At 70.1% G+C, this 18,981-nt stretch carries 19 protein-coding genes; 6 read left to right on the top strand and 13 right to left on the bottom strand.

All coding sequences use genetic code 11. From position 1 onward, the window contains the following. Positions 1 to 87: 87 nt before the first annotated feature. From ABD785_RS06775 to ABD785_RS06765, 3 genes are all read right to left on the bottom strand, one after another. Entirely contained in the window at positions 88 to 1,005 is a 918-nt protein-coding gene (locus ABD785_RS06775; RefSeq protein ID WP_344823369.1) for a sulfite exporter TauE/SafE family protein, read from the bottom strand. 81 nt (positions 1,006 to 1,086) lie between these two features. Further along, positions 1,087 to 2,535 carry an adenylyl-sulfate kinase gene (gene cysC / locus ABD785_RS06770; RefSeq protein ID WP_344823367.1) on the bottom strand — a complete coding sequence of 483 codons (1,449 nt, stop codon included), beginning with the start codon at positions 2,533 to 2,535 and terminating at the stop codon, positions 1,087 to 1,089. A 91-nt stretch (positions 2,536 to 2,626) separates the two neighbouring features. Continuing rightward, complete coding sequence (locus ABD785_RS06765; RefSeq protein WP_344823365.1) at positions 2,627 to 3,202, bottom strand: TetR/AcrR family transcriptional regulator; 576 nt, start codon at positions 3,200 to 3,202, stop codon at positions 2,627 to 2,629. 70 nt (positions 3,203 to 3,272) lie between these two features. On the opposite strand from ABD785_RS06765, the gene ABD785_RS06760 reads away from it, so the two are divergent. Further along, the gene (locus tag ABD785_RS06760; protein ID WP_344823362.1) at positions 3,273 to 4,388 is read left to right on the top strand and encodes an FAD-dependent monooxygenase; all 1,116 of its coding nucleotides are present in this window, start codon (positions 3,273 to 3,275) and stop codon (positions 4,386 to 4,388) included. 48 nt (positions 4,389 to 4,436) lie between these two features. Beyond that, on the top strand, positions 4,437 to 5,132 hold the full coding sequence (locus ABD785_RS06755) for an NUDIX hydrolase (protein WP_344823359.1): 696 nt from the start codon (positions 4,437 to 4,439) through the stop codon (positions 5,130 to 5,132). A 160-nt stretch (positions 5,133 to 5,292) separates the two neighbouring features. Here the strand turns inward: ABD785_RS06755 and ABD785_RS06750 are convergent, their stop codons facing one another. From ABD785_RS06750 to fxlM, 9 genes are all read right to left on the bottom strand, one after another. After that, a complete protein-coding gene (locus tag ABD785_RS06750; protein ID WP_344823356.1) occupies positions 5,293 to 6,492 on the bottom strand; it encodes an NAD(P)/FAD-dependent oxidoreductase in 1,200 nt (399 codons plus the stop codon). Positions 6,493 to 7,085: 593 nt separating this feature from the next. Then, positions 7,086 to 7,508, bottom strand: a complete 423-nt coding sequence (locus ABD785_RS06745; RefSeq protein ID WP_344823353.1) for a hypothetical protein — start codon at positions 7,506 to 7,508, stop codon at positions 7,086 to 7,088. Positions 7,509 to 7,566: 58 nt separating this feature from the next. Beyond that, positions 7,567 to 8,031 carry an ATP-binding protein gene (locus ABD785_RS06740; protein WP_344823351.1) on the bottom strand — a complete coding sequence of 155 codons (465 nt, stop codon included), beginning with the start codon at positions 8,029 to 8,031 and terminating at the stop codon, positions 7,567 to 7,569. 106 nt (positions 8,032 to 8,137) lie between these two features. Beyond that, on the bottom strand, positions 8,138 to 8,464 hold the full coding sequence (locus tag ABD785_RS06735) for a hypothetical protein (RefSeq protein ID WP_344823348.1): 327 nt from the start codon (positions 8,462 to 8,464) through the stop codon (positions 8,138 to 8,140). 178 nt (positions 8,465 to 8,642) lie between these two features. Next, positions 8,643 to 9,404, bottom strand: coding sequence for a thiopeptide-type bacteriocin biosynthesis protein (locus ABD785_RS06730; protein ID WP_344823346.1), 762 nt, complete (start codon positions 9,402 to 9,404; stop codon positions 8,643 to 8,645). 9 nt (positions 9,405 to 9,413) lie between these two features. Further along, positions 9,414 to 10,481: a lanthionine synthetase C family protein gene (locus ABD785_RS06725; RefSeq protein ID WP_425547741.1), complete on the bottom strand. Its 1,068-nt coding sequence runs from the start codon at positions 10,479 to 10,481 to the stop codon at positions 9,414 to 9,416. Between the two features lie 2 nt (positions 10,482 to 10,483). Next, positions 10,484 to 13,222: a lantibiotic dehydratase gene (locus ABD785_RS06720; protein WP_344823341.1), complete on the bottom strand. Its 2,739-nt coding sequence runs from the start codon at positions 13,220 to 13,222 to the stop codon at positions 10,484 to 10,486. Between the two features lie 66 nt (positions 13,223 to 13,288). Beyond that, complete coding sequence (gene fxlA / locus ABD785_RS06715; RefSeq protein ID WP_344823338.1) at positions 13,289 to 13,423, bottom strand: FxLD family lanthipeptide; 135 nt, start codon at positions 13,421 to 13,423, stop codon at positions 13,289 to 13,291. Positions 13,424 to 13,433: 10 nt separating this feature from the next. Next, the gene (gene fxlM, locus ABD785_RS06710) at positions 13,434 to 14,657 is read right to left on the bottom strand and encodes a methyltransferase, FxLD system (RefSeq protein ID WP_344823336.1); all 1,224 of its coding nucleotides are present in this window, start codon (positions 14,655 to 14,657) and stop codon (positions 13,434 to 13,436) included. Between the two features lie 307 nt (positions 14,658 to 14,964). Between fxlM and ABD785_RS06705 the strand changes: the two genes are divergently transcribed. The 3 genes from ABD785_RS06705 to ABD785_RS06695 all read left to right on the top strand — a co-directional run bounded on the left by ABD785_RS06705 (position 14,965) and on the right by ABD785_RS06695 (position 17,320). Continuing rightward, a complete protein-coding gene (locus ABD785_RS06705) occupies positions 14,965 to 16,341 on the top strand; it encodes an NsdA family TPR-like regulatory protein (protein ID WP_486303542.1) in 1,377 nt (458 codons plus the stop codon). A gap of 11 nt (positions 16,342 to 16,352) precedes the next feature. Continuing rightward, positions 16,353 to 16,823 (top strand): SAM-dependent methyltransferase, encoded by a 471-nt coding sequence (locus ABD785_RS06700; RefSeq protein ID WP_344823331.1) that lies wholly within the window; start codon positions 16,353 to 16,355, stop codon positions 16,821 to 16,823. 176 nt (positions 16,824 to 16,999) lie between these two features. Beyond that, on the top strand, positions 17,000 to 17,320 hold the full coding sequence (locus ABD785_RS06695) for a DUF6879 family protein (RefSeq protein ID WP_344823329.1): 321 nt from the start codon (positions 17,000 to 17,002) through the stop codon (positions 17,318 to 17,320). A 311-nt stretch (positions 17,321 to 17,631) separates the two neighbouring features. Here the strand turns inward: ABD785_RS06695 and ABD785_RS06690 are convergent, their stop codons facing one another. Further along, positions 17,632 to 18,261: an FMN-dependent NADH-azoreductase gene (locus ABD785_RS06690; RefSeq protein ID WP_344823326.1), complete on the bottom strand. Its 630-nt coding sequence runs from the start codon at positions 18,259 to 18,261 to the stop codon at positions 17,632 to 17,634. Between the two features lie 98 nt (positions 18,262 to 18,359). Between ABD785_RS06690 and ABD785_RS06685 the strand changes: the two genes are divergently transcribed. Beyond that, positions 18,360 to 18,965 carry a TetR/AcrR family transcriptional regulator gene (locus tag ABD785_RS06685; RefSeq protein ID WP_344823324.1) on the top strand — a complete coding sequence of 202 codons (606 nt, stop codon included), beginning with the start codon at positions 18,360 to 18,362 and terminating at the stop codon, positions 18,963 to 18,965. Positions 18,966 to 18,981 lie beyond the last annotated feature (16 nt).

Genomic DNA, 18,981 nt, shown 5'->3' with positions numbered 1-18,981 from the left:
TGTCACCCCGGAAGATGAGACCACGCCTGAAAGGCCCTTGATTCTTGGGCTTTTCGTGAACGCGCCATCTCCGGTCAGTGATCCTTCTCAGCCGGAGGAGCGGTCCTCGGCCAGCGCAGGCTCCGCGGCGGCGGGCTCCGGCGGCGGCGTCCGGAACCGGCCGCGCATCAGCGCCCAGGTCCCGGCCGACACGACGACGAGGGCGAGCAGCACCCAGGCCAGGATCGCGGCCGGCACCCCGAACATCTTGAGCGCCGAGGCGACCAGCACCACGACCAGCGCCCGTCTGATCAGCGCGCCCGGCGCCACGGAGGAGATCCGCGACCCCAGGTAGACGCCCGGGATCGAGCCGACCAGCACCGACGCGGTGATCGCGAGCTGGAAGTCGCCGAACAGGATGTGGCCGAGTGCGGCCGCCGCGACCAGCGGGACGGCCTGGAGCAGGTCGGTGCCGACGAGCTGGTTGGCCTGGAGCGTCGGGTAGAGCGCCAGCAGCGCCACGATGATCAGCGAGCCCGAGCCCACCGAGGTGATGCCGACGACCACGCCGCCGAGCACCCCGACGATCACGGTCGGGATCGGCCGGATCTTGACGTCGGGCCGCTCGCCGTCGCCGCTCTTGTTCTTGGACAGCATCCGGAACACCAGGCCCGCCGCCGCGATCAGCAGGGCGACGCCGAGGGCCTTCTGGATGAAGTCCTGGGCCCCCTCACCGCCGCCGAACGCCTTGAACAGCAGCACCCCGCTGAAGGCCGCGGGCACCGAGCCGACGCACAGCCAGGCGACGAGCCGCAGGTTCACGGTTCCCCTGCGGAGATGGACGAAGCTGCCGACCGGCTTCATGAAGACCGCCGCCACGAGGTCGCTGGAGACCGCCGCGAGCGGGGGGACGCCGAAGAACGTCACGAGCATCGGCGTCATCAGCGCGCCGCCGCCCATGCCGGTCAGGCCGACCACGATCGCCACGAGGAACGACCCGATCGCCATCGTCACATCAAAGTGCATCGGTATATCCCATACGAAAAGTAGGAAACTAGAGGGACCCTACACCGGATCTCCTAAACCTACCTATCTAGTATGGAATTATCAGGAAAGGTACAGACGGCTCGTCAGGAGGTCGAGGACCGTCGCGACGGCCTTGTCGAGCGGCAGATCGGTCGTGTCGAGCACCAGGTCGGCGTCGTCGGGGACCTCGTAGGGGGAGGAGATCCCGGTGAACTCGGGGATCAGCCCCGCCCTGGCCTTGGCGTACAGGCCCTTGCGGTCGCGGCGCTCGCACTCCTCCAGCGGCGTGGCCACGTGGATCAGGACGAAGTCGCCCTTCTCCTCGACCATCCGCCGCACCTCGGCCCTGGTCGAGGCGAAGGGGGCGATCGGCGCGCAGATCGCCAGGCCGCCGTGCCGGGCGATCTCGGCCGCGACGTACCCGATCCGGCGGATGTTGAGGTCGCGGTCGGCCTTGGAGAAGGTCAGCCCGGAGGAGAGCATCTGCCGGACCACGTCGCCGTCGAGCAGGGAGACCGTCCGGCCGCCGTGCTCCACGAGCGCGTCGGCGAGGGCGCGGGCCACGGTCGACTTCCCGGAGCCGGACAGCCCGGTGAAGAAGACGGTGAGCCCGCGGGCGTGCCGCGGCGGGCGCGCCCTGAGCAGCTCGGCGGCGACGGCCGGGGGAGTGAACCACTCCGGGACGGGCTCGCCCCGGTCGAGGAGGGTGTTGAGATCGTCGCGGGTCAGCGACACCCGCACATGGCTCTCCTCGATCTTCGCCACGGGACGCCACACCTCGACGTCCATGTCGTAGGCCCACGGCTCGGGAACGATCACTTCCAGCGGCGCCCCCTCCAGCGGGGCCTCCGCGAGCAGATGGGTGGCCCCGTATGCCGCCGCGACGTGCGCGGCCAGCAGCGCCTCCCGCTCCTGCCGGGGGGCGAGCGGCACCGTCACGATGGACGAGCCCTCGGGAAGATCCTTCTGGACGGACAGCAGGGCCCGCACGAGCTCCTCGTCATGAGCGCCGGACAGCAGGGCCAGCACCAGCACCGGGGCGCCGATCTTCCCGGCCACCTGCCGGAGCTGCCCGAGCTCCCTGCGGTGCAGCGGTTCCCGGGTGGCGACGGCCAGCAGCGGGCCGTCCACGGTGATCGCCTCGGGGCCGCGACGCAGCCGCTGGAACGATCCGTGGGCGGGCGCGCGGAGGGCGGTCAGCGACCCGCCCAGCCGCACCAGGCCGTCGCCGAGGCCGGGGCTCCGCCACACCTCCGTGACGTCGAGGACGGCCAGCGGGACGCCCTCGGGGTCCTGGAGCACGATCCGGGAGGCGGTCCCGGCCTCCTCCGCGACGGTCAGCACGACCGGAGACGGCCACGGAGTCCCGTCCATGAGGCGCCCCCCGGCCATGACGGCGGCGGTGTCCATGGCCCCGAGGAACCCGGTCAGCGGCGCGAAGGCCCCCGAGAGCAGCAATTCAAGATCGGCGAGCTCGGCCGGGCTGGGCGTCCACACCGGCAGCTCACGCAGGTCATCGGGCAGGCTCACGGGAACTCCGTCTTTCGGTGGAAACGCGACCACAGAATTATCACCGATCCCCCATCGGAAGCCGTCGCCTGTGCCTGTTTCTACGGTTTTCTCACCTTCGGTGGTCTAGCATCCCGCTGAGCAGGTCGGTGAGCGCCAGCCGCAGCCCGTCCTCGGAGAGGGCTCCGCCCGCGCCCGCGATCGCGTCGAACATCAGCCCCTCGGAGAACGCGACCAGTTGCCGCGCGTGCCGTCGTGGGTCCTGTGATCCGGCCGCGGCCAGGAGCGCGACCGCGGGGTCGCGGAACCCCCGCCCCGCCCGGTCGTAGATCTCCCGCAGCTCGGGCCGGCGCCGGGCCTCCAGCGCCAGCTCGTAGCGGGCGGCCGTCCGGGTCTCGTCGGCGAGCTGGAGCGCGAGCAGCCGGGCCAGCACCCGGGCGAGGTCGTCGGTGGCTCCCGCGCCGAGCCCTCCGGCGTCCTCCAGGGCGGCGGCGAAGACCTCGGTCTCGCGCTCGGTCAGCCGGCTGAGCGTCAGTTCCAGGAGCGCTGCCCTGCTCCGCGCCACGTTCGAGGTCGCGCCCGGCGGGAGCCCCGCCGCCTCGTCGACGGCCCGGTGGGTGAGGCCGCGCAGTCCTCGCTCGTCGAGCAGGGTGATGGCGGCGTCGGCGACGACCTGGGAGCGCGTCATCCCGGAAGACTACTTGCGTAGTGGCCACTACGTCCGTAGTCTCGACTACAGGCGTAGTGAGGAGGGCGTCATGCCCACGGCAGTGATCATCGGAGCGGGGATCGGCGGTCTCACGGCGGGCATCGCCCTGGGCCGCCGGGGGTGGACGGTCACGGTGTACGAGCGGGCTCCCGAGCTGCGCCCGGTCGGCTCGGGCCTGGCGATCGCGGCGAACGCCCTGAAGGCCCTGGACGTCCTGGACCTCGGCGACCGGGTCCGCGAGCTCTCCCGCGTCCAGGGGATGGCGGCCCTGCGCACCGCGCGCGGCCGCTACCTCAGTCACATCCCGGAGGAGCGGATCTCGGCCCGCTACGGCGACTCGGTGGTCCTGCTGAAGCGCGCCGCCCTCCAGGACCTCCTCGTGAACGCCCTCCCGCCCGGCGTCCTCCACCTGGGCACCGAGGCCCGCCTCATGGACGCCGACCGCGGCCTCGTCGAGGCGTCGGGCGAGACGCTCGAGGCCGACCTGGTCGTCGCCGCCGACGGCATCGGCTCACCCGCCCGCGCCGCGCTCTTCCCCTCCCACCCGGAGCCGGTCTACGCGGGCTTCACGGCCTGGCGAGCCCTGGTCTCCGCCCCGGGCCGCTTCGAGGCCACGGAGACCTGGGGCGAGGGCTCGGCCTTCGGCGTCATGCCCATGGCCGACGACACCGTGTACCTGTACGCGACGGCCACCGTCCCCCTGGGAACGATCTACCCCGACGACCGCGCCGAGCTCCTCCGCCGCTTCGCCCACTGGCACACCCCCATCCCGCACCTGCTGAGCCTGCTCGATCCCGCCCACGTGATCCGCAACGACGTCCACCACCTCACGCCCCCGCTCCCCACCGTCCACCGGGGCCGCACGGTCCTCCTGGGCGACGCCGCCCACCCCATGACCCCCAACCTCGGCCAGGGTGCCTGCCAGGCCATCGAGGACGCCCTGGTCCTGGCCCACATCCCCGACCCCGCGACCTACACCGCCACCCGCCTCCCCCGCACCACGAAGATCGCCTCCCGCAGCGCCTCGGTGGCCCGGGCCGTCTCCCTGACCTCCCCGTGGGCGACCACCCTCCGCGACACCGCGATGCGCCTCACCTCCTGCCTCCCCATGGGCTTGTTCCTTCGCAGCCTCGACGACCCCCTCGGCTGGACCCCGCCACAGTGAGATCATCCGATGGTTCGGCGCCCGTCCGATCCGCAGAGGAGCTCGCTGATGGTCACCCCCGACAGAAGGTCGCGCTACGAAGAGGTCCGCGCGACCCTTCCGGACCTGTTCGCCAACCCGTCCGGCGCCCCCCTGGAGATCATCACCGACCCCCGGGAGTTCGCCGAGGTCGAGCAGGAGACGGCGGAACGCCTGGAGAAGGCAGGCCACCCGCCCGAATGGGGCCATCTCGGCGTCGTCTACGAGGACCCGTACTCCCTGACCCTGCGCGACCCCGTCCGCACCCCCGACGGCCGACGTTTCACCTACTTCCGCCGCATCAACCCCGGTAACGCCCCCGGTGTCGTGATCCTGCCCGTCCACCCCGACGGCGTCGTCCTGCTCAGGCACTTCCGGCACGCGACCCGCGACTGGCACTGGGAGCTCCCGCGCGGCTACGGCACCCCGGGCGAGCGCCCCGACGCCGACGCCCGCCGCGAACTCCTGGAGGAGATCGGCGCCGAGGCCGCCACCCTCACCTCACTCGGCTACATCCACCCCGACTCCGGCCAGATGGCGACCCCGGTCTTCCTCTACCACGCCGACGTCGCCGAATACCGGGTGGCCGACGAGCAGGAGGGCATCGAGAGCGTCCGCACCGTCACCTCGGCAGACTTCGCCGAGATGATCCGCACGGGCGAGATCAACGACGGCTTCACCCTCGCCGCCTACACCCGGGCCCTCCTCGAAGGCCTGCTCGCCTAGGGGCTGTTTCAAAGTCGGCGCCCGTGGCGAGCGGCGTCCAGGTGCGTGCCTCGCGGGGGCGGAGGAGGGAGTCGACCTGGTTGGGTCGGCGACCGACGACAACCTCGCGAGGTGCGTGCCTGGGCGCCGCGCAGTAGGGCAGTTGACTTTGAAACAGCCCCTAGATCTGGTCGAGGGGGACGGCCGGGTCCGCGAGCCTGGCCTTGTCGACGACGCGGCCGGAGCGGATCAGGGCCTTGGTCGCGTCGGTGACGTCCCAGATGTTGACGTTCATGGCCGCGGTGACCTTGCCGTCGACCAGCCAGAAGGCGATGAACTCGCGGGTGGCGAGATCGCCGCGGACCACGACCTCGGGGGAGGCGTCCGGGGCGATGTGGCCGACGTACTCCATGCCCAGGTCGAACTGGTCGGTGTAGAAGTAGGGCAGGTTGTCGTAGGCCACGTCCTTGCCGAGCATGGCGCGGGCGGCGACACCGGGCTGGTTGAGGGCGTTCGCCCAGTGCTCGACGCGGATGCTCCGCCCGTAGAACGGATGGTCGGCGTCCGCGATGTCGCCGGCCGCGAACACGTCGGGGTCGGAGGTGCGCAGATCGGGCCCGACCTTCACCCCGTTCGCGACGGCGAGGCCCGCGGCCCTGGCCAGTCCGACCTCGGGGACGGCCCCGATCCCGGCGACGACCGCGTCGGCCTCGACCTGGACGCCGTCCGAGAGCGTCAGCCCGGACTCGGTGACCTCGGTGACCTGGGCCCCGAAGCGGAACTCGACACCGTTGGCGCGATGCACATCGGTGAAGACCGCGGCGATCTCCGGACCGAGAACGCCCAGCAGCGGGGCCTGTGCGGTCTCCACCACGGTCACCTCGGCACCCGCGGCCCGAGCGGCGGCGGCCGTCTCCAGCCCGATCCACCCGGCCCCGACGATCGCCACCCGGGAGGACGCCCCGAAGACCTTGCGGAGCGCCTCACTGTCGTCGACCGTCCGCAGGTAGTGGACGTGCTCGGCCCCCGGAACGTCCAGCTCGCGCGGAACGGCTCCGGTGGCGAGCAGCAGCTTGTCGTAGGCGAGGGTCTCCCCGTCCCCGAGGGTGACGGTATGGGCGGCGGTGTCGAGCGCGGTGACCTCGGTGCCCAGCCGGAGCTCGACATCGTGCTCGTCGTACCAGGCCCGGTCATGGGTGAAGATCTTTTCGCGTTCGCTCTTGCCCTGGAGATAGCCCTTCGACAGCGGCGGCCGCTCATAGGGCAGATGCGTCTCCCGCCCGACGAGCACGACGCGCCCGCCGAATCCCTCGGCACGCAGTGCCTCGGCGCCCTTGGCGGCGGCGAGACCGCCTCCGACGATGACATAGGTGACGGACATGAGTTCTCCTTCACGGATTCGGAAACCCCCAGCCCGACGCGCCAGACGCCGACCGTGGGCACAAGTGAGGCACGGTTGATCCCGCAGACGAGTTCAGGATCGCGAGCGGCAAGCGGCCGAAATGAGCAGTCGGTGAGCTTCGTCCGGTCCGGCGCCACCCGCTCAGGCTCATCCCCATGCCACACACCAACATCCGCCGAAGCACAGCTCAAAGCCCTCTCCGGCAGAATCCCGGCGAACAGGTCATGCCCCCGCGACGGAATCGAAACCCGCAGATCCCTCCCGCCGCCCTCTAAGCCTCCGAAGCCCGCCCGGCAGCGGAAAGACCACCAGACCGCGACCTCACCGGCAGCCTCATCACGAGTCACGGCCCTCGCCACCCGCAGCCCAAGAACGTCCTCGTCCACCCCCCGACGCTATGCCCAGACCCGCCAGTTCAACGAGCCGAAACACCAAGTTGAACGCCCAGAACCACCTGAACAACAAAGACTCATCGGGGAAAGGCGACGTCGAACTCGAACCCCACCAGGAACCCGCACGCCAGGTCAGGTGAGGAAGAAGCCGACGACTGCGTCGCGGCTCGCGTGGCCTGGTTACCGTGACGACACTGTGCGCAGCGCTCGGGACTGCTGCATGAAGACGCGTTGACCCTTGGTCGTCGCCTCGGCGATCGCGTTACCGACCGCGCTCTGGCTGTGTCGCTTTCGCGCGGCCTGCTCGGTCTTGGCGATGACGTATGTCTCCATGAGGGCCTCGTGGTAGGGCAGCGATTCGTCGAAGTGCAGGTCGGCGGCGAGCTGCCAGAGTCTTGCCGTTTCCAGGTGCTGGAAGTAGGAGGTGAGATGCTCGGCTTCGAGGGCGCCGCGGACCAGGCCCTCCATGATCTGAACGGTCGTCCGGGTGGCGGCTTCTGCGGCTTCGCTGGTCAGGGAGAGGAACAAAGATTCGTAGCCCACCGGTGTCGACGGATCGAGGCGGGTGGGGATCTTCGTTTCGGTCTGCGTGGTGTGGTTCACGATCCGCCCCTTGGCCTGCGGGTGCGGGACAGGTCCGACTGGGGCTGGCCGACCGTGATCACTCCGCCGCCCTTGTTCGAAGGCCGAGGTAGACGCCGATCCGATGGCCATGGCCGGGGGTGCCGTGGTACTCGAAGCGTTCCGCGAGATCCCGGACGATCCGCAGGCCCATTCCTCCTTCGGCCGGCTCACCGTCCGATTCGCGGGCGTCGAAGCTCGGGCGCCCCTCACAGCCCAGGTCGGTGACCACGATGAGCGCCTCTCCCAGGTCGGGCACCAGCACCTGGATGTCGAACCAGCCGTCAGCGAGGCCCGAGCGGCTGTGCCGGAGCGCGTTCGTCACCAGCTCCGAGGCGATGAGTCCGGCGTCGTCTTCTCTGCCCGTCCCGGCGAACAGGGCCTCGACGATCCGTCGGGCGGCGCCCACCTGACGGGCGTCTCCCGGCAGCGTCGCCTGCCACACCATCCTGGTGGGCGGGCTCGTCGACGGTTCCTCTTCCAGCAACACCATTGAGCTGGGCATGTGTTGACTCCTCTGTGGTCATCGTCCGTTGCAGCGCGGCCGGGTGGGCGCGCCGTGCTCTGCCGCGTAGTGACTCCGTGCCGGTCGTCAAATCCAGTACAAGGCGTTACCTCCTCTCGCCATCCGGAGACGGGTCCGCTCCGTTGCGAGTGCGCCGGGCTCTGCTGACCAGGAGTTCGACGATCCTGGCCGCGGCTTCTCCCGGCTGGTCGGCCGGGGCGCGGCGGAGACTGTGGCTGCCCCAGCGGTAGGTCCAGCCACCCCGACCGTTGCTCTCGGCGGAGACGAGGACGCTCGTCCGCTGGAAGGTCGCCCGGAGCCACAGGCCCGATGCCGTGTGCCTCGTGACGGTGACGTCCTGATGCCGCAGGACCTCGCGGGCAAGTGCTCCGAGGACGAACTCGCGCTGCTCCGCATCCTGGTTCTCGGTCATGGGACCACCGGAACAGCGGCGAGAGATCTGCCTGATCCTTTGAATCGGTTACTCGGACGCATGGAACCAGCGAACCGTGTCAACGCGTCGGCCAGAAAGGCGTCAGCCGCGCCGGGATGGTCAATGTGGTCAAACGGTCGCCGACTGTGACGGTGCTGGAATTCTCCGATACTCGGAGTTAGGAGCAGGTGGTGCATTCGTCGAAGGCGTCTCCGAGAATGGCTTCCTTCGCCGCCTTGGCCAGCGTCGCCTGTTCGGCCGGTGGAAGACCGAGCCGGTTCCAGTGGAAGATCACATGAAGCGCGACGACCGCGCGGATGCCGCGGGTGAGGTCGCCGGCCTCGCGGATCTTGCGGAGGGCGCTGCCTGCCTTGACGAAGGCGGAGAGCCAGTCACGCCCGACGAGGTTGGCGCGGGGTTCGCCGAGGATCAGGTGCCGAACGCCGCTGGTGTAGCGAACCCATTCCTCTGGGGCAGGGGGAGACTTGTCGGGATGTAGTTCGGCGGTCTTGGCCCAGACGTCGCCTTGTTCGTTGGGTTCGAGTCCGGCAGCGCGCATGAGGGCGGTGCACAGGATCAGGGACCGCTCGGGCCTGTCGTTCGGGGAGCCTTCGAGATAGGGGAGGAGGCTGTGGCTGTCTCCATGGAAGAGGGCGTGGGCGGCGTTCATGGCGCCGGGTCCGCCGAAGGCGTGGGTCTCGGGCTCGTAGATGTCGCTCGTCCAGGTGACTCCGTCGGTCAGGATCGGGCGAAGGAGGTCGGAAGGCCCGGCGGGGAGGTATCGGACTCGCCAGGAGCCTTTGCGGACGAAGAACCAGCTGGTGATGAGGCCGTCGGCTTCAGCGGCGGGCATGACGTGGGAGAGGTGGGCGATGGCGCACCGCTCCCGGGCGATGCTGGGGTAGGCGATATTGACCTGCTTCCAGGTGGGGGGTTCCACGGCGACCCTTCAGCAGAGGAGGAGGCAGGCATCCCACGAGGTGGCCGTCCCGACAAGAGCCAGATCGGCTCCCGCTCGGCCGTTGAGAAGTCCGGCCTGGCTTGGCCTGGTGGTCGTGCGGTGGAGCTCGAGGAGCGGTTCGACCGATACCGGGACCAAGGCGTCGGCGGCGATCCGGCGGCCCGTCGCCATGAGGCCGGCGGTGCCGTGGCAGAGGCTCTGATCGGTGAGGAGACGGGTTCGGGCAGGATCGTCGATGCAGCGGATGAACGCGGCCTCGGCCTGGTTCTGACGAGTGGGGTCCCCGAGGGCTCGGGCAGCGAGCTGGAGAGTGCGGCTGATGCCGGGGGTGCCGTAGCACCAGGAGGGGCGGCCGGGACCGGGGTCTGTGTGCGTGCCGAGGTCGAGGTCGGCACGGTCGAGGGTCGGCGGCCACCAGGCAGAGCCGTCGAAGGTGCGCCGCTGCCAGGTGTCCAGCCAGCGGAGGATGCGCATCATGGCGCCGAGGTGGTCATCTACGTGGAGGCCGTCGAGTCGGGCAAGGGCCAGGAGCGCGAGCGGGCCGGTGATGCCGTGGGCGATTCCATGGTTGCTGTGACCGCCTGGAGGGCCGGGCCGGTCACGGCGTGGGCCGCTGGGGCACCACCAGCCGGGGAGCGGTCCGATGGGTTCGGTGAGCCGGACCAGATAGGCGAGGACGGCGCGGAGCAGATCGACGTCGCCGAGACGGCGCAGGGCGACACCGAGGCCGGTGAGGCCGCGGATCAGGTCGAACTCCGCGTAGTGCGGCCGTCTGCGCTGGTCAATGCGGCGATGAGCGGCCTCCAGCTTCCGACGGGTGACGATCCCGGTTCCTTCGGCAGCCAGCGCTCTCGCACGGGCGAGGTGCGGCTTGTCGGTGGCGGCCAGGACGAAAGCGAGCGCGGGAGCGCCGAAGTAGAGGCTGGCGTTGTCGGCGACGGTGACACCGCCCTCAGCGGCCTGCTCCAACTGGGCGAGGACGGCGTACTCATCGCCGGTCTCGAGATGGAGCAGGGCGATACCCGCTGCGCCTTCGGCGAGGGACTGCCCGATCACGGTCATCGCCTGGCGAGTTCTGCGCGGGCGATAGCGCGCGCCAGCCGGAGACAATGGCGCTCAGAGGGGAGGTCGACGCCGATCATGCGTGCGTGATGCAGGTGAAGCAGATCGGCGAGGATCCGGTCGGCGTCGAGGCCGTCCCGGTCGGCCCGGGTGCGGTAGACCGCCAGCGTCTCGGCCAGACGACTGCCGGTGTGCGGGCTGCGAGCGGCTGCGAGCTGGGCGGGATCCAGGCGGGCGCCGGTGTGGTGGGGCGCGTGGTCGGAAAGCCAGCGGCGGCCGTCGCCGGTGAAGCCGTGCGCGATGGCGATCATCCCGGCACTGGTCGTGGCCTGCCGGTCTCCGGGCAGCCGACGCAGGACGGCGCGGGAGTCCTCGGCGAATACCGCTTCGGCCGCGGCGAGCGTCACTCCGGTTCCGTAGCGCGTCTCGGGGCGGTAGGTGTTCAGGGTGTAGTCGGCTAGGACGCCGTCGCCCTGGAGCTGCTGGGCCCGGTGGGCGAGGCCGAGGGCGGCGTCGGCGAACGTGGTGCCGGTGAGGGGGACACGGACTCTCAGGTGGGGAGCGGGATGGGGGTAGCGCAAGAACCACCAGCCGTCGGGTAGCTCGGGGGCTTCGGCCAGGTGGGCGAGGATGTGATCCGTGGGACCGTAGAAACGGGCTTCCAGCCAGGGAGACGGCCCGGGTAGGTGCTGAACGGTAGTGACCGGACGGGCTCTGCGGGTGGTCGGCCGCGGTGGAGGACCGCTGGTAAGGGTGAGCAGGATTTCGGCGGGCCTACCGCCGATCCAGCTGGCCGGTCCGGGCGCCTCGGTGAGGACGGCGGCCGGGTTCCGGTCGAGGTGGCTGCGCAGGAGGGTGAGGTGGGCGTTCTCCTCCAAGTCGAGGCGGAGGCGGACGTCGTCGTCGCCGATCAGCACTTCTCGAGGGATCCAGTGGCGCTCTCGACGCCGATGCCAGGCGTCGCGCCACTCCGGCCAAGGGGCCGCGCGGGCGGGAAGAGCGGTCGCGGGGACGATCCAGCGGGCTGAGTGCAGGATGGAACGGCCGCGCCGGACCCGGGGCAGAAACGGCAGACCGCGGGCATGTCCCCAGTCGAACGGCATGCAGGGCGCGTTCCATGCCGTCCAGATCTCGGTGAGGAACCGGATGAGCGGTTGCTGAGCGGTCGGGAGCCGGACGCAGTTGAGCAGCAGAGGTTCGACGGGAAGGCCTGTGCAGACGGAGGACAGCCACAGTCGCCGGTTGTCCCCTGTGACGGCGAGGTCGTCGAGCGTCTGCGGCGGGTCGGGGTGGAAGTCTCCGACGGGCAAGACCGGCAGGAGCTCCGGGACCCTGGCCAGGGTCGACAGACGTACGTCCAGCGGAGGTCCGGACAACTGGACGAGCCGTGCGCCGGGCATCGCGGGCGGCAGGTTCCGGTAGACGCCGCGGAAGCGCTTCAGCTCGGGCTCGGTGAGCAGGTGCAGGAAGCGTGCGGCTGCGACACCGGCATGCCGCGCCCCGCTGACCACTGTCAAGGTGAACGCACCCCGCTCCAGGTCTTGCGTGGAGTCCGCGGCGAGGGTGAACCGCAGCTCCGTGTGTGGAACGGGCGAACGGTCGCCGCCAGCCTTCAGCCGCTCCATCAGCTCCTGGTCCAGGACGATCTCGGTGCCGCCGTCCAGGGCGGACTGCTGAGCGAGAGAGCTGAGAAGGGCGTCGGCCTCGGTGAACGGAGGAGGGGAGCAGCGGGGCGCGCCCCGGTATCCGTGCGGAAATCCCAGAACGGCCAGAACTTCGCGTAGTGGCACGGCCGCGCCAGGCCCCCACCGTTCAAGGAAGGCCAGATGGTAGACGTCCCAGCCGGGCAGGTGCGGTGCGACGGCGGTGAGCGCGGCGGCGGCTTCCTGCGCCTCGTGGACCACGGCCGGTGGAAGGGTCACCGCGCAGTCGATCCTCCGGTCGGTCGCCATCTGATCAGCGCTGGATGCAGAGAGTCCGGTGTGATGGGCCGGCTCCTCTGCCGGGCCGGTGACGATCATCGGCGGACGCAGACGCGACACCAGCACTCCCTCACGGACCAGCGCGGCCAGCAGTCCCTCGATCTCCTTGACCCCTGTCGAGGTCTTCAGCGCCGTCACAGAGGCCAGGGAGGAGAAGCCGATCGGGGACCGTGCGACGTTGACCGCGACGCGCAAGGGCTCGGTCAGATCGATCTCGACGTCCCAGATCCTGCCGTCCTGCCTGCGCGCGCAGGGCAGCACCCACGTTCCACCGCGGGCGAAACCCAACGCGTTCGTCACGACCTGGACGGTGCGAAGCGTCGCCAGGTCCCCTTCGGATGCGGCCGTGTGTTCAGCGACGCGCCGCTCGTCGGGACGGGACACGTCGTGGTGGTTCTCTCCCCAACGCACGAAGGCGTGCCGTCCGAAAGCGATGGGGGCGATTCCGGCGAAGCGGCCGAACGGCGTCGGACGAGTGGTCCACCGCAGCAGGTAGCGGGCCGTGGCCTCCACGAGGCGGCGGAGCCTGCGGGCCTCCATCGGTTCGCCGTTCAGAGCGGAGGTGACACGGATGGCCAGATCAGGGGCGGCTTCTGTGACAGCAGTGAAGAACTCAGGAATTTCCCAGACCGTCCTGAGCCAGGCCGTCCACTGGGAGGGCCGATCGGTGGTGAGATCGGGCCAGGCGGGCAGATCCAGGTCATGAGGGTATGCGGCAGCTCTTATCAGCGCAGCGTCCGCGCTCTGGAACATGTCTCGCTCCGTGATCCGATGGCGCGGAACGTGCGGCCCGGCCCGACGGGCCGGGCCGCACGAGGGTCAGCGGCGGCCTTTACCCGAGCAGGCGTCGGAGGTCGTGTTGCCTGATCCGCAGTTGTCGCTGGTGTCGGTGGCGTGCGGGCTGGTGGCAGGCCCGGCATCGACCAGGCGGAGGTTCAGTTCGAGCTTCAGCATGGGTTCCCTTTCATCGGAGGACGAAGGACAGGACGAGACGGCTGTGCCGCTTGTCCAGGACGGTCCCGGCCGGCAGGTCGCCGTCCGGGGTGGCCGCGGGAAGGACGTCCAGGGTCGGTTCCGGGCAGCCCGCCTCGACCCAGGTGTGCATCTGCTCGACCATGCGCCTTGCAGCCGCCTCGGCATCGGGACCGTGGGCGTAGGCACCGAGGTCGAACCGCTTGTCGGCCCAGCGGAGTTCGGACCGGTAGGCGAACGTGCCGTTCGCCAGGGTGGCGGGAGTTCCGTACTGCCAGGCGGGGGCGATGAGGCCGGCGGAGATGGCGTCGTCCTGGGCGGACAGCACCACGTACTGCTCCCGCAGGTTGACCGCCAGCCAGGTGTCGAGGTCGGGAAGCGCGGTGCGGGGCGGGAGGCTGACTCCGGCCCAAGTCTCCGCGCGCGGCTGGTCCAGGATGCCGCTCAGGGAGGCTTCGTCGACCTGCTCACCCTCGTCCAGCCGCAGGTGGACTCCGTCGGCGAGATCGATATGACGGATCGCACTGGCCCCGTCGCCTTGCATGGACACGAAGCCGCACAGACGGCGGCTGTGGCTGATCAGGCGATCGCCGGAACGGCGCAGCGCCCAGGAGCGGGTGGTGCCGAACACGCGCAGGGGTACGACGAGGACTCCGTCGTCGGTGAGCTGGTCGCGCCACGCTGGCGGGACGTCCCATGCGCCGACCGTGACGATGATCAGGTCGTAGCGGCGGGGTTCGATCGGGTACTCGGCGTCCGCGCACACGACGATGACGTCGTCGTAGCCCGCGGTGCCCAGACAGACCGCGGCCCGGTCAGTGACGTCTGGGTCGATGTCGACGGTGAGGACGGACCCTGACGGGCCGACGAGTTCGCGCAGCAGCGCCGCGTTGTAACCGCCGGATCCGATCTCCAGAACGTGGCGGCCTTCGAGCCCGTCAAGGGCATCGGCGGCCTGGCCGAGCATCTCGGCGATCAGGAACGGCGCGGACACCGAGCTGATGTTCTCTCCACTCGGAAGCTGCTTGGTGATGACGGCGGTGTTCTCATACGCCTCCGTCACCGGGATGCCGGGGGTGAACAGCTCGCGAGGGACGGTTCGCATGGCCGCCTCGACCTCCGGGCGGAGTGTCAGGCCTTTCCCCTGGTGATCGGCGGCCAGCCGCTCGACCATCGCGTTGCGAAGGCCCGCGCTGTCCATGGTGCCGATGCTCATGTGCGGGTGTCCTCTCCCGATACGTGTGGGCCGTCGCGATTCGCGCGGCCTCCGGTAGGCGCACGCCGACATCGTCGAAGCGCACGCTGCTCAGTCAAGCCCGCTGCCCGGCGCCCGGAACAGTGTCCACTCCCGCCCTGGGTGGTCAAAGCGATCAAAGATCTCGTCCCGGCGACCGCCGAGACCATAGCCTCGACATGCTCGGAAAACGTCGCCGACGACGGCTAGGTTGGCCCGCAGAGCGGATGTCCCCCGCACCCGGAACGTTCAAAGTGGTCAACGTCGACCGACTCCGGAAAGGTGCACCATGGCGCGCACACGGAACGAACGGCTCGATGCGCTTTTGCGCGAGGCGGGCTGGTCAAGGGCACAGGCGGCGAACGCCTTCAACCGCGTAGCCCAGGAGCACGACCCCCTCAGGCAATCGGTCATCGGCCGATCGCACATCAGCATGTGGGTGGGCGGGACGAAGCCCTCCGGCGACGCTCCCATAATCTTGTGCCAGGCGCTGTCCCGCCGCCTGAGGCGCAAGATCACCCCAGACGAACTCGGGTTCACCGCCCCCGCCCCCGCGGACCTCGCTCACGGGTGGGACACAGACCCGCTGACCGAGCTCGCCGAGCTGGGGGGAACCGACTTGGACCTCGGCCGCAGACACATCCTCACCAATGCCGTCTACTCCGCCACCGCCCTGGCCCTCCCCGACGCCCACTGGTGGCAGACCGTGGCCGCCCTCCCCGCCGACACCCGCACCCGCCACCGGGTCGGCGACGCCGATGTCGCCACTGTCCGCACCCTCACCACCGCCTTCTCCCGCGTCGATCAGCAACACGGCGGAGGCCACGGCCGCAAGGCCGTCGTCCAGTACCTCAACACCGAAGTCGCCGATCTGCTCCGCGGCCCGTTCGCCACCGCCGCCGTTCAGCGCGCCATGTTCACCGCGGCCGGCGAACTCGCCTACCTCGCCGGTTGGATGGCCTTCGACAACGGCGAACACGCTCTCGCTCAGCGCTACTTCGCTCTCGCTCTGAAGCTCGCCGCCCGCGCGGACGACCCCCCGCTGTCCGCCCACATCCTGCGCGCCATGGCCCACCAGGCCCTCGATCTAGGCGCCCCGCGTCAGGCCCTCGCCTACTCGGCCGCCTCTGTCAACGGACCCCGCTATATCAACGCGACGCCCCGTGAACGCGCCCTCATCCAGGTCGTCCACGCCCGTGCCCTCGCTACCAACGGTCAACGCCAAGCCGCCGCGACCACCCTGGTCAGAGCCGAGACCGACCTCACCAATGCCTCCGACGGCACGCCCGAACCGGACCGCACCTTCTTCTTCGGCGAAGCTTCTCTCGCCCACGAGACCGCTCGCACCCTGACCGTCCTCGGCGATGCCCCCGCAGCGATCTCCCAGTTCCAGCGCAGCATCCACAAACGCGGCACCACCTTCCGTCGCACCCACGCGGTGACCCTCGGCTACCTGGGCGCCACTCATCTCGCCCAAGGCAACCTCGAGGCCGCCCGCACCGCTTGGGCCACCGCCCTAGACACCCTTGAGACGGGCATCCACTCCGCACGCGCCCGTCAGACCATCACCGACATGCGCACCCTCATCTCCCCCTACCGCCGTCGCACCACCGCGCTCACCGACCTCGACAACCGCGGCGCCGCCTACCTCGCCCACACCCGCTAAGGACCAGCCAGATGACCGTCCTCCAGATCACGCCCATCGGCACCGTCGTCGGCGGCCGCACCACCCCCACCGACGATCACTGGACCGAACACGCCATCATCCGCCTCAACGCCGACTACCCCCTCGAGGTCGTCCAGGGCCTCGAAGACTTCTCCCACCTCGTCGTCGTCTGGCACTTCCACCAGGCTTCCCCCGACGACGTCGCCCTCCATGCCCGCAGCCCCCGCAACGACCCCCGCTGGCCCCCCACCGGCACCTTCGCCCACCGCAACCACCGACGCCCCAACCAGCTGGCCCAGTCCTTCCCCCGCCTCCTCAAAGTCGACGGCCTCGACCTCCACGTCACCCACCTCGATGCCATCGACGGCACCCCCATCTACGACCTCGCCCCCTACTTCGCTGAAATGGGCCCCCAAGGCGAGACCCGCCAACCCGCCTGGCCCACCGAAATGCTCACCCACTACTGGGAGCCCGAGGCCTAGCTAAGAGCGCCTCTGGCCGATCTGGCCAGCTCTTGGTCGCCTTGACAATCCGACCGATGACCTGGTGGTCCTGCTCTCCGATTGGTCGATGCGGCTGCTGCGCTCTCAGATCGACGGCCTCGAGATCTCAGGCCGAACCGCCGACCTCTGGGCCAGGAAGTACGTGAAGGAGCCCTATGGAATTGATCTCCCCGGAGCAGCGGAGAGACCTGGTCCTCAACTCACCCGATCTTCGGAAGATCGAGCTTCGCGACTACTACGCCAGCGACGGCGAACTCCTCCGCGCTTGGGAGTCCGGAGACCACCAGCCGGCGATGGACGCCGCTCGTTCACACGCGGACGAGATCACCGCCGATGCGGCGAAGGGCTGGGAGTTCTGGCGGGTCCGCATCGTTTCCGAACCGACCTCGCGGTACCAGGACAATGGCGATCCCCCACCACGAGTACAAGCCCTCGTGACCTTTGTCCGATCTGCAACCCTGACTGTTGCGAATTAGAGAGGCCTGCCAGGGCGGCTCGCGGAGCCTCTGGGACGAGGCGGAGATAGTGGGTCGAGAAGGGCGAGCCGGAGCCGCCCGCCTTCGGCTCACGGTCAGCCCTGATGACCAGTTCGCCTGGTTCGAGTCTCCAGAGGAGATGGTTCTCCCGGGTGGGGCCGGAATCCGGAATCGGCCCGAGGCAACTCGTCCCAGGCCACCGACTGGCCTGCCCGAACCCGGCCCCCGCCTGCGGGCCCGGAGCAGGCCTGCGACCGTCCCCAGGAGAACGCGAAAGTCCTGGACGTCACGGGGCGCTGGAAGCCGGACGGCTATCCGGCCAGGGCGCGGCCCGCTTCGCGGGCGGACGACAGTGCGGTGGCGTGGTGCTGGGCGGCCAGGTCGCGGAGGGGCTCCATCGCCGGGTTGGTGGCGGCGAGGGTGAGCTCGCGGTCGACGACCGTCAGATCGGCGCCCCACATGTCGGACAGGACGCGGGTCAGGTAGGGAGTGGAGTGGTCCCAGCCCTCGCGCGGGGTGCCGGGGCCGTAGCCGCCGCCGCGGACGTTCGCGAGGACGGTCGGCTTGCCCTTCAGCACCGGCGTGGTCGGGCCCGCGCCGGCGATCACCAGGTCGACCCAGGTCTTGAAGTGCTGCGAGACGCCGTAGTTGTACAGCGGCACCGCCAGGAGCACCGCCTCGGCCGCCTCCAGCTCGGCGACCAGGGACGCGGCCAGCTTCAGCGCGTCCAGCTGCTCGGCGCTCCGCTCGGTTTCGCCGACGAAACCGGCCGTCGTGGCCAGGGCCCAGGCCTCAGCGGGCAGCGGGGCGGTGCCGAGGTGGCGGCGCACGACCGTCGATCCCGGACGGGCGGCGAGCCACTCCGCCTCCACGACGTCCGCGATCTCGGCGCTGGCCGAGGCCCCGGGAAGGATGCTGGCGTCCAGCCGGAACAAGCTCATGATGATCTCCCTAAGATCCGCGCGGGAGCCGTGTCACCCCCGCCGACATCATAAGCGGACTTTACCCCGCTTAAATTCCGCGCGGTAGATTGGATCTCGTGGACCGTCCCGTCGTGCCCTTCGGCCGCCCCCGCCCCGAACGCGCCGACGCGGCCCGCAACCGCGAGCACCTCCTCCAGGTCGCCCGCGAGATGATCGAAGAGCTGGGCGCCGAGAAGGTCACCATGGACGGCCTCGCCGACCGCGCCGGCCTCGGCAAGGGCACCGTCTTCCGCCGCTTCGGCACCCGCGCGGGCATCTTCGCCGCCCTCCTCGACGCCGAGGAGAAGATCTTCCAGCAGGCCGCGATGTCGGGCCCCCCGCCCCTGGGCCCCGGCGCCGCCCCGATCGACCGCCTGATCGCCTACGGCCAGGCCCGCGCGACGTTCCTCGTCGACCACCTGGCCGTCGTCCGGGCCGCGGTGGACCGCAACAACCCCATCCCGTCGGGCGTCCCGAGCCTGACCCGCCTGCACATCCACATGCTCCTGGCGCAGGCCCGCCCGCCGGTCGCCGACCTCGAGGTCCTCGCGCTCCAGCTCACCGCGGCCCTCGAAGGCCCGTTCCTGCTCTACCTCTCGACCGCCGGACCCCTGGACGACGCCGCCGCCACGGCCCTGTCCGACGGCTGGAAGTCCCTGATCGACGCCGTGTGCCGCCCCTGAAAACGACGCGGCCGGA

This window comes from Actinocorallia longicatena (assembly GCF_039534125.1).
GTDB classification, from domain to species: Bacteria; Actinomycetota; Actinomycetes; order Streptosporangiales; family Streptosporangiaceae; genus Actinocorallia; species Actinocorallia longicatena.
The sequence above is the reverse complement of the archived record's forward strand: the minus strand, read 5'-3'. Positions and strand labels throughout refer to the sequence as shown.

Excerpts from the sequence above, each read along its gene's own strand:
- ABD785_RS06750 (WP_344823356.1), bottom strand. The coding sequence starts at position 6,492 with ATGTCCGTCACCTATGTCATCGTCGGAGGCGGTCTCGCCGCCGCCAAG.
- ABD785_RS06760 (WP_344823362.1), top strand. The coding sequence starts at position 3,273 with ATGCCCACGGCAGTGATCATCGGAGCGGGGATCGGCGGTCTCACGGCG.
- fxlA (WP_344823338.1), bottom strand. The coding sequence starts at position 13,423 with ATGCTGAAGCTCGAACTGAACCTCCGCCTGGTCGATGCCGGGCCTGCC.
- ABD785_RS06775 (WP_344823369.1), bottom strand. The coding sequence starts at position 1,005 with ATGCACTTTGATGTGACGATGGCGATCGGGTCGTTCCTCGTGGCGATC.
- ABD785_RS06765 (WP_344823365.1), bottom strand. The coding sequence starts at position 3,202 with ATGACGCGCTCCCAGGTCGTCGCCGACGCCGCCATCACCCTGCTCGAC.
- fxlM (WP_344823336.1), bottom strand. The coding sequence starts at position 14,657 with ATGAGCATCGGCACCATGGACAGCGCGGGCCTTCGCAACGCGATGGTC.
- ABD785_RS06735 (WP_344823348.1), bottom strand. The coding sequence starts at position 8,464 with ATGACCGAGAACCAGGATGCGGAGCAGCGCGAGTTCGTCCTCGGAGCA.
- ABD785_RS06740 (WP_344823351.1), bottom strand. The coding sequence starts at position 8,031 with ATGCCCAGCTCAATGGTGTTGCTGGAAGAGGAACCGTCGACGAGCCCG.
- ABD785_RS06755 (WP_344823359.1), top strand. The coding sequence starts at position 4,437 with ATGGTCACCCCCGACAGAAGGTCGCGCTACGAAGAGGTCCGCGCGACC.
- ABD785_RS06690 (WP_344823326.1), bottom strand. The coding sequence starts at position 18,261 with ATGAGCTTGTTCCGGCTGGACGCCAGCATCCTTCCCGGGGCCTCGGCC.
- ABD785_RS06720 (WP_344823341.1), bottom strand. The coding sequence starts at position 13,222 with ATGTTCCAGAGCGCGGACGCTGCGCTGATAAGAGCTGCCGCATACCCT.
- ABD785_RS06695 (WP_344823329.1), top strand. The coding sequence starts at position 17,000 with ATGGAATTGATCTCCCCGGAGCAGCGGAGAGACCTGGTCCTCAACTCA.
- ABD785_RS06700 (WP_344823331.1), top strand. The coding sequence starts at position 16,353 with ATGACCGTCCTCCAGATCACGCCCATCGGCACCGTCGTCGGCGGCCGC.
- ABD785_RS06705 (WP_486303542.1), top strand. The coding sequence starts at position 14,965 with ATGGCGCGCACACGGAACGAACGGCTCGATGCGCTTTTGCGCGAGGCG.